Origin of the sequence: Salinivirga sp. (genome assembly GCF_035268865.1) — a bacterium.
In the GTDB taxonomy this organism is placed as follows: Bacteria; Bacteroidota; Bacteroidia; order Bacteroidales; family Salinivirgaceae; genus Salinivirga.
The window spans coordinates 1-8301 of record NZ_DATFKB010000247.1 but is presented as its reverse complement, the minus strand read 5'-3'; the positions used below and the strand labels follow the sequence as shown (position 1 = coordinate 8301).

8 protein-coding genes are annotated in these 8301 nt (G+C 39.2%); 5 read left to right on the top strand and 3 right to left on the bottom strand.

Features of this window, described 5'->3' with window-relative positions:
• Both rodA and VJ937_RS15000 read left to right on the top strand, forming a co-directional pair.
• A partial coding sequence (gene rodA / locus VJ937_RS15005) for a rod shape-determining protein RodA (protein ID WP_324068436.1) occupies positions 1-1349 on the top strand: 1349 nt, incomplete at its 5' end.
• A 169-nt stretch (positions 1350-1518) separates the two neighbouring features.
• A complete protein-coding gene (locus VJ937_RS15000; RefSeq protein WP_324068435.1) occupies positions 1519-3705 on the top strand; it encodes a KamA family protein in 2187 nt (728 codons plus the stop codon).
• 101 nt (positions 3706-3806) lie between these two features.
• Here VJ937_RS15000 and VJ937_RS14995 read toward each other — a convergent pair whose 3' ends face one another.
• The 3 genes from VJ937_RS14995 to VJ937_RS14985 form a co-directional block, all read right to left on the bottom strand.
• Complete coding sequence (locus VJ937_RS14995) at positions 3807-4490, bottom strand: energy transducer TonB (protein ID WP_324068434.1); 684 nt, start codon at positions 4488-4490, stop codon at positions 3807-3809.
• A 191-nt stretch (positions 4491-4681) separates the two neighbouring features.
• The gene (locus tag VJ937_RS14990) at positions 4682-5359 is read right to left on the bottom strand and encodes an energy transducer TonB (RefSeq protein ID WP_324068433.1); all 678 of its coding nucleotides are present in this window, start codon (positions 5357-5359) and stop codon (positions 4682-4684) included.
• A gap of 65 nt (positions 5360-5424) precedes the next feature.
• On the bottom strand, positions 5425-6783 hold the full coding sequence (locus VJ937_RS14985) for a UDP-N-acetylmuramate--L-alanine ligase (RefSeq protein WP_324068432.1): 1359 nt from the start codon (positions 6781-6783) through the stop codon (positions 5425-5427).
• A gap of 88 nt (positions 6784-6871) precedes the next feature.
• On the opposite strand from VJ937_RS14985, the gene elbB reads away from it, so the two are divergent.
• The 3 genes from elbB to VJ937_RS15745 all read left to right on the top strand — a co-directional run.
• The gene (gene elbB, locus VJ937_RS14980; protein WP_324068431.1) at positions 6872-7516 is read left to right on the top strand and encodes an isoprenoid biosynthesis glyoxalase ElbB; all 645 of its coding nucleotides are present in this window, start codon (positions 6872-6874) and stop codon (positions 7514-7516) included.
• 148 nt (positions 7517-7664) lie between these two features.
• Positions 7665-8171: a TlpA disulfide reductase family protein gene (locus tag VJ937_RS14975; protein ID WP_324068430.1), complete on the top strand. Its 507-nt coding sequence runs from the start codon at positions 7665-7667 to the stop codon at positions 8169-8171.
• Positions 8149-8301, top strand: a 153-nt coding sequence (locus tag VJ937_RS15745) for a thiol-disulfide oxidoreductase DCC family protein (protein WP_414706419.1), incomplete at its 3' end; no start/stop codon positions are given. The genes VJ937_RS14975 and VJ937_RS15745, both read left to right, overlap by 23 nt.

Sequence of the window (8301 nt, the reverse complement as noted above, 5' to 3'; positions counted from 1 at the left end):
TGGGTTGGCTTAATATTTATGCAGCTGTATATAATGAAGAGCACAGCAGTATTTTTGATTTGACCCAAAGGTATGGTAAGCAATTATTATGGATTGTGGCTTCTATTGGAATTATTATCGCTATTATGCTGCTTGATAGTAAGTTCTATGCATTCTTTGCCTATCCATTTTACCTGTTTGTTATTTTATTGCTTATTGCAGTTCTGCTTTTCGGCACAGAAGTAAATGCCTCCCGGTCGTGGTTTACAATCGGTAGTTTTCGTGTTCAACCCGGCGAATTTGCAAAGTTTGCCACAGCTCTTGCCCTGGCCAGGTTTATGAGTGCCTTTAATTTTAAAATACACAAATTAAAAAACCTCTTAAGTATTGCAGCCATTATTATTGTCCCTGCCGCATTGATATTGTTGCAAAACGATACCGGGTCAGCATTGGTTTATGCTACATTCATAATTGTATTGTTCCGGGAAGGGTTATCCTCAGCAGTAATGCTTTTAGGCTTATTTGCTGCAATTCTTTTTATAATGTCACTTACAATGCCACTTCATTACATTCTAATATTTATACTTATTGTAACAGCAAGTGTTGCCTTTATTCATTTTCATGATAAGAAGCAGGTTATTAAAGGTGTGTTTTTTTTCTTAATGGTTTTCGCTCTCATTTATCTCATTAATACGTTGTTTTTTAGTTATGACATTTCATGGCTCATCATTGCTACTGCCCTGGCTTTTTCGGTTTTGCTGGGAATCAGGGCTTTGGTTTATCGTTATTACTACCTGTTTTTCATAGTAGGTATAGGACTGGGTTCAATTGCTTTTACCTATTCAGTCGATTATTTCTTTGACAACGTGCTTGAAAAACATCAGCGTAGTCGCATTAATCATTTATTAGGTATAGAGTCTGATCCACTTGGAGCTGGTTATAATGTAAACCAAAGCAAAATTGCAATTGGTTCAGGAGGCCTTTCGGGTAAAGGTTTTTTAAGGGGGACACAAACCAAATATGATTTTGTTCCCGAGCAGAGTACTGATTTTATTTTTTGCACGGTAGGCGAGGAATGGGGATTTCTGGGTACTTCTGTTGTGCTTTTGTTGTTTTTAACCTTACTTGTAAGACTAATAATATTAGCCGAACGCCAACGTTCCTCTTTTAGTCGAATTTATGGTTATGCAGTAGTCTCTATCCTGTTTTTTCACATTGCAATTAACACCGGAATGACTATCGGATTGGCTCCTGTAATTGGAATACCCCTGCCTTTCTTTAGCTATGGGGGCTCTTCATTGTGGGCTTTCACCGCCCTGTTATTCGTTTTTCTGCGCATTGATGCTTCAAGACGCGAACTACTCCGTTAAATTTTATTGGTTTGACCCTACGAATATAATTTGGATTTGGCTTGAGAAATTTGTAATTTCGCGCGAATTTGGCGGAAAATTTTTTCGTATTATTCCCTGAGCGATTTATCGAACTTCCGTGTATAGTATTTGTTTATTTAGTAAATCAACCAATAAAATTTGAAGCGTAATGGATAGAGACCTTAACAAAGTTGCAATTAGACCAAAGGCCCAGCGTGTTTTTCATACTTTGCTGGAGGAAAATCCTCGTTTAAAGGATATATTAAAGAATGCAGAAAGTGCTGATCAGGCCCGTGAAGCCATGGAAGAATGGGCAAAAGAGTTGATAAACAAGAGTAAACCGGCAAGCGATTTTTTGTTTAAGGATATCGATAAACGTGTAGCTTTCGAAAAGTTGAACTGGCAGGATAAGGCTGCTATAAGACTTTATGACTATATACAGCATACAGGACGACGCATACAGGATCCAAGCTTATTCCTGGCCGAGGAATCCGTACTTGATCCGTTTGGTATTATGTGGGAGGCATTTAAAACCGGACGAGGTGGTGCTATGTATTATTTCTATCTGGATATGCTATATCTTTTCCGCCAGTTAAATGGAAGGCTTAAGGAGGAAAAACCAACCCTGGATAAGGTAAGAAACTGGATGGACCGTCACCCTTCGGGCCTTGAGGATGATATGCTTAAGGAACACAACAAAAACAGGGACCGTATTTTATCTGTTTTTTTAAGAAAAATGGAATCAGGTGAAATAAACGATCCGAAATATAATTACGATCAATCAAAATCATTCGAAGAAAATTTGCAAAATGCACGTGATGTGTGGTGGAACGACCGTGTTTTTCATTTAAAATTTGCCGCACGCACCCCTGAGCTTATTGATGAGTTGCTGGATCATTCGCTCAATAAAGAAACTTTATCTATTATGCAGAATGCCAAAGACGCTGGTATTCCATTTTTCGTTAACCCCTATTACTTGTCACTTATTAGTGTAGATCATACAGAACACGTGGGTGCCGATTTACCAATTCGTGACTACATTTTTTATTCTCGTCAGCTCGTTGACGAATTTGGTGAAATTCAGGCATGGGAGAAAGAAGATATTGTTGAGCCTGGAAAGCCCAACGCCGCAGGTTGGATATTACCTTCACAGCATAATGTGCACAGGCGTTATCCCGAAGTTGCCATTCTAATTCCCGATACCGTTGGACGGGCATGTGCAGGGTTGTGTTCATCGTGTCAAAGAATGTACGATTTTCAGAGTGGTCATCTGAATTTCAACCTCGATAAACTCCAGCCGAATGAGAAATGGTCTGATAAACTAAAGCGTCTGATGCAATATTTTGAAGAGGATTCACAGCTTCGCGATATTCTTATTACAGGAGGCGATGCATTAATGAGTAGTGATCGTTCGCTCAAGCACATACTGGATGAAGTTTATCAAATGGCATTGCGTAAGCGAAAAGCCAATGAGCAGCGCCCACAGGGAGATAAATATGCAGAAATGGTGCGGATTCGCCTTGGTACAAGGTTGCCCATTTATTTGCCACAAAGAATTACTCCGGAATTAATTGAAATATTGTCGGAGTTCAAGCAAAAAGCTGCAAAAATTGGATTTAAGCAGTTCGTCATTCAAACACACTTTGAATCTGCTATGGAGGTAACACCTGTTGTGAAGCAAGGTGTTGAAAGGTTGATCTCTGCCGGCTGGACCGTTACTAACCAGCAGGTATTTACCACTGCAGCTTCGCGTCGCGGACATACTGCTAAACTACGCAAGGTACTAAACGATATTGGCGTACTAACTTACTATACCTTTTCTGTAAAAGGTTTTATGGAGAACAGTCACAATTTTGCCACCAATGAGCGAGCCATGCAGGAACAGCAAGAGGAGAAGTTGCTGGGTAAAATTCCGGAGGAAGAGTATGATACCATACGCTCATTCCCTGTTAATGCAGAAAATATGATCAGCCAGATTGAAAAGTTGAGAAATAAACTCAATATTCCCTTTTTAGCGACTGACCGTAATGTGTTGAACCTTCCGGGAGTGGGTAAAAGTCTCACATACCGTGTAATTGGCTTAACCCGCTTTGGTAAACGGGTGCTGGAGTTTGACCATGATCATACGCGTACACACAGCCCGATTATTGAGAAAATGGGTAAGTTCTATATTGTTGAATCAAAACCCATTGGTCAGTATCTTGAAGAATTAGATGAGATGGGTGAGGACATAAATGAATATTTATCTGTTTATGGCTATTCAATTGGGGAAACTGAGCACAGAATGCCAATTTATGAGTATCCGGAGTACGATTTTGAAATGACAGGTAAAATGACAAACCTTGAAATAGGATAATTAAGAAATGATTCAAATATAAAGGTGGTAGCAAAACTACCTTTTCATATCGCAAAAAAAACTCCGGTTTAGCCGGAGTTTTTTTGTTTTATATTGAAAAACTATTGAAGTTTGAAATTAATTGGTACCTGATATCTTACATAAACCGGTTTACCGCGTTGCTTACCAGGCTTCCATTTGGGCATATTTTTTACTACCCTAACAGCTTCTTTGTCTAAAGATGGGTCAACACCACGAAGTACTGTTACATTGGTAATCGAACCGTCTTTTCCAACAACAAACTGAATAAATACTTTACCCTGAATTCCGTTTTCTTTAGCAATAGCCGGATATTGAATATTCTGGCTAATGTATTTGAACAATTCTCCTTGTCCACCAGGGAATTCCGGCATCTGTTCCACAACCATGAAAATTTCAGGCTCTTCTTCCTCAACCTCTTCCTCAATCATGATATCTGTTTGTTCAATCATGGTTTCTTCGTCGGCCTCTGTATCGATATCAAGCTCATCGTCAAGCTCTTCTTCGTTATCTACTACAGTAAGCTCTTCAATAACCTTTTTCTTTGGCGGTGGGGGTGGTGGTTCAACTTTCTCCTGACGTTGTGTCTGGATCATTTCTTCCTCCATATTGACTTCCATTACTTGTCCCAGATCTTCAGCTGTCCCGGATGAACTGTTCCAGTTGAAAGCTACAAGTAACAAGCCCAATACAGTTACAAGCCCTGCAAGCATGAGCATACCGCGTCCCTTTTCAAGGCTTACATTTGGATTCTTTTTTACTTCCATAGTTTCTGTGATTTTGCTGCTAAAATAATTAATACTTTTCTATTGGCAAAGAAAACGTTTTGTTGTTTTCCTGATCTAAAACATTTATGCGTTAACTGGTTGTTGTCTAGTTTAGTATACGATTAAGCACATGTCTTGTTACAGCTAAAAGCACATATTCCGTACCAAACACAATGCATTATAGTCTCAATTTACTGTAATGTGAAAACAATTGGAATGCTAACCAGCGTTATAACTCTTTTACCACCTTGCTTTGCCGGCTCCCATCTTGGCATATTTTCAACTACCCTGAGCGCCTCTTCTGTCAATAACGGATCGGGGCTGCGAAGCACCTTTATATCCATTATCTCCCCGTAGGCGCCAACTTTAAATTGTATGTCTACACGTCCTGATATATCGTTTTCTTTTGCTAACCTGGGATACCTCAGTTCATTTCGTAAATATTGTAATCTGGCCGATTCGCCACCAGGGAACTGGGCTTTTTGTGAGGGAACCCATACAAAAGGGTGCGCTTCCTTCTCTTCTTTTTCGGGTTCGGGCATAATATCAGTTTGCGTTATGCCCTCATCATTGAAAAATTCCGTTTCAATGGTGAAGTCGTCATCTTCTTCGGTATTGTCTATTACTTTTAATTCTGTAACGATGATTTCAGGCTCTGGTGGAGGTGGTGGTTCGATTTCTTCCTGTATGGTACGCTGCACCATATCGTCTTCAAGTGGCATAGCTGTGGTAGTTCCAAGCTTTTCGACTACTCCTTGATTGGTATTCCAGTTGAATGCTACCAGAAGCAGACCGAGCACGGTTACAAGACCCATTTCAAAGAAAAGCGTCTTTTTATTCTCGAGGTTACTGTTACGATTTTTTCTCATAGTTCCCACTTTTAAATGAATAAAAAGGAGCGCGCGCTTTACTTTAAAACGTAACAAAGTTCTTTTTATTGCTGGGTGGAAGCCCATTCTCTGAAATCAACCCCGTCAAAGCTGCCTGATGTCATGATAACTACTACATTACCATTTTTATGTTCAGCTTCGATTTGCTTCAAAACTTCACTCGATTTTGTTGATATTGAAAGGTCTTTATGTCTGAAAGCTGTGAATAGAAAATTTTTATCGAGCGAGGGCATCCCTTTGTGCTCGAGTGTATTTGGGTTAAAATATACGATTGCTTTTTCAGCCGGATTCATGCTTCCTTTGTAATGAGGTATAAACGCTTTATTCAGACTACTGAAAGTATGCAGCTCCAGACAGGCAAGAAGCTTTTTGCGCGGATGCTTTTCTTTAATGGCCTTTATGGTCGCTGCTACTTTTGATGGGGCATGTGCAAAATCGAAATATACCGGGTTCTGCCCATCAATTAAGGTTTGCAATCTTCTTGATGCACCCTTGAAACTTTCAATGGCTGCGGAGAAAGTTTCATCTTTAATACCGAGTTCTTTCAATACCAGGTATGCTGCATGAAGGTTTTGTAAATTATGGTTTCCAAATATGGGTGCATGTATTGTTTTACTATTAACTTCAACAGAAGACCCATTGCTGTTAAATTTGCCTGAAAAACCTGAGTATGGTATTGTTTGAATATTTCGTTCTGCCCTTGTGAGTTTGCTGAGTTCTGTGTCCTTTTCAAAATAAAACACCTTTCCCCGTTCAGGGAGGGTTTGAAGGAATTGTTTAAAGGTATTAAGATAGGAGTCAAAGGTTGGAAAAACATTAATGTGGTCCCATGCAATACCTGTGATTACCGAAATGTGGGGCTTATACCAAAGGAATTTCGAACGCATGTCTATTGGTGATGACAAGTATTCATCGGCTTCAAAAATTGCAAGATGGTTTTTTTCTTCAAGGTTTACCATGGTGTCAAATCCATCTAATGAGGCCCCTACCATATAGTCGAAATTTACATTTGCATATTTCAGCACATGCATAATTAAGGCGGTTGTGGTGGTTTTGCCATGGCTACCTGCAATTGCTACCCGTTTTTTATCTTTAGTTTGTTCATAAAGATATTCGGGGTAGGAATAAACCTTGATTCCAATTTTTTTTGCATGTGCCAGTTCGGGGTTATCTTTTTTGGCATGCATTCCTAGAATAACGGCATCCAGATCTCCTGTGATTCGTTCCTCGTGCCACCCTTCTTCCTTGGGCAGTAAATTGAATTTGGCAAGTCTGCTACGCGACGGATCAAATATTTCATCATCGCTGCCTGTAATTTGATGCCCCTTTTTATGAAGCGCAATGGCAAGGTTATGCATTGCACTGCCACCAATAGCAATAAAATGTATTTTCTGTTTCTTCATTATCGATTATTTCCGGTTTAAAGTTAATCTTTTTGTTTTGAAGTCGAAATTCTCTAAATTCGTATATAAACAATAAAAAAGTTAATAAATGAATATAGCAATTGTTCTTTCGGGAAATGGCGTTTACGATGGCGCTGAAGTTCATGAGTCAACATTGACAATGCTTGCCATTCATCAGGAAGGGTCAAGTTACCAGTGTTTTGCTCCGGATGTTGACCAGATGCATGTGATAAACCACTACAGCGGTGCGGAGATGAAAGAGAGCCGCAACGTTTTGGTAGAATCTGCGCGAATAGCTCGTGGAGATATTAAACCGCTTGATGAGCTTAATATGAAGGATTATGATGCCTTAATTTTCCCGGGAGGTTTTGGTGCTGCAAAAAATTTATGCACGTTTGCCAAAGATGGCCCCGACTGTAAAGTCGATGCCGAGGTTGAACGTGTTGTACTTGCGGCGCACAACCAGAAGAAACCAATCGGAGCAATATGCATTTCGCCGGTAATAATTACAAGCCTTATAAAAGATGTGAAGGTTACAATTGGTTCTGATCCTGATACAATAAGCGCTATAAAAACTATGGGAGGCGAACATACCACAACAACTCATGGTGAAGTAGTTGTGGATGAGGATAATAAAATATACACAACACCCTGCTACATGCTCGATGCCAATATAGGTCAAATATATGCGGGTGCATCGGCAATTGTAAAAAGGATCATCGACTCAAAATGATATTTCTATAAGAACAGTATTACCCTTGAGGAGACTCAAGGGTATTTTTTTCTAAAATAACCTGCTTTTCAGTATTGTTTTATAATTAGGGAGCTTGGCATACAGTTTGTTTTAGGAATTGCGACAATTGTAAATTAAAAAGAGCGCTGTGAAACAATATTTTTACGCAATATTTTTATCGTTACTCTCCTTAAACTTAAATGCACAAGAATCCTTTGATGTGGTGACTAAAGGGGACAATGCCCCCGGTTTTACAGTGAAGACTATCAATAAAAAAACAATTTGTCTCGATGATCTTGAAGGTAAATATGTTTTGGTAAACTTCTTTGCTACATGGTGTAAGCCCTGTATGGAAGAAATGCCATTAATGGAGAAACATATTCAGCAGAGGTTGGCCGGAGAAGATCTTGTTGTTATTGCCATTGGCCGCGAACATAATATCAATGAACTTGAATTGTTCAACGAACGCAAAAAGTTTACTTTTCACATAGCAGCGGATCCCAAACGCAGTATTTACAAGCTATACGCAAAAAAATATATTCCACGTAATTATTTAATTGGTCCTTCAGGAAAACTAATTTATGCGCACAGTGGTTTTAAAAAAGGGGAGTTTCAAAAACTCGTAAAAATCATTGAAGCAAAACTTGCCAAATAAACCCGTTGTTTTTTTTGATGGTAACTGTGGTTTATGCAGCCGCAGCATTAATTTTATCATCAAACACGACCGCTATCAACATTTTTTGTTTTGCCCCTTACAGTCAAAAACAGCAGAAGAGTTTTTGGGA